The sequence below is a fragment of the Acinetobacter sp. 766875 genome, assembly GCF_000582055.1.
GTDB classification, from domain to species: Bacteria; Pseudomonadota; Gammaproteobacteria; order Pseudomonadales; family Moraxellaceae; genus Acinetobacter; species Acinetobacter nosocomialis.
Genome location: NZ_JEXX01000060.1, coordinates 1 through 900 on the forward strand (window position 1 = coordinate 1; position 900 = coordinate 900).

1 protein-coding gene is annotated in these 900 nt (G+C 44.2%); it reads right to left on the minus strand.

Annotated elements, in window-relative coordinates:
- Window positions 1-900, minus strand: a 900-nt coding sequence (locus J576_RS19310) for a calcium-binding protein (protein ID WP_033855758.1), incomplete at both ends; no start/stop codon positions are given.

Genomic DNA, 900 nt, shown 5'->3' on the forward strand with positions numbered 1-900 from the left:
TCGATTCGACCCGCTGCCTCTCCATTACTATCAAAATAGCCACGGACAGTAATCTGGTCTTGCTCTGAGTATTTAATAATCAGATCATTGTCATCACGCTTAACACTTACAGATGAGGCTTGAATACCTTCATTGAAAATGATCTGGTCTATCTTAAGGTTATTATTTTCATAACTCTGGATCGTATCCTGACCATCGCCCAGATTGAATACATAACTGTCATTGCCAGCGCCACCATCCAGATAGTCATTACCGGAACCACCTATTAATACATCGTTACCGGCATAACCATACAATGTATCATTCCCTACCAACCCTTCAAGATGGTCTGCACTGTTATATCCCTGCAGAATATCGTCACCGGCCGTTGCTGCCAGTACCTTTGCCTTGATCGTGGCAACATCCCAGATCGTGCCATCTATAAAGACAATCTGATCGATTCGACCCGCTGCCTCTCCATTACTATCAAAATAGCCACGGACAGTAATCTGGTCTTGCTCTGAGTATTTAATAATCAGATCATTGCCATCACGCTTAACACTTACAGATGAGGCTTGAATACCTTCATTGAAAATGATCTGGTCTATCTTAAGGTTATTATTTTCATAACTCTGGATCGTATCCTGACCATCGCCCAGATTGAATACATAACTGTCATTGCCAAAACCACCATCCAGATAGTCATTCCCGGAACCACCTGTTAATACATCGTTGCCAGCATAGCCATACAATGTATCATTCCCCGCCAACCCTTCAAGATGGTCTGCACTGCCATATCCCTGCAGAATATCGTTACCGGCCGTCGCTGCCAGAACCTTTGCCTTGATCGTGGCAACATCCCAGATCGTGCCATCTATAAAGACAATCTGGTCGATTCGACCCGCTGCCTCTCCATTACTA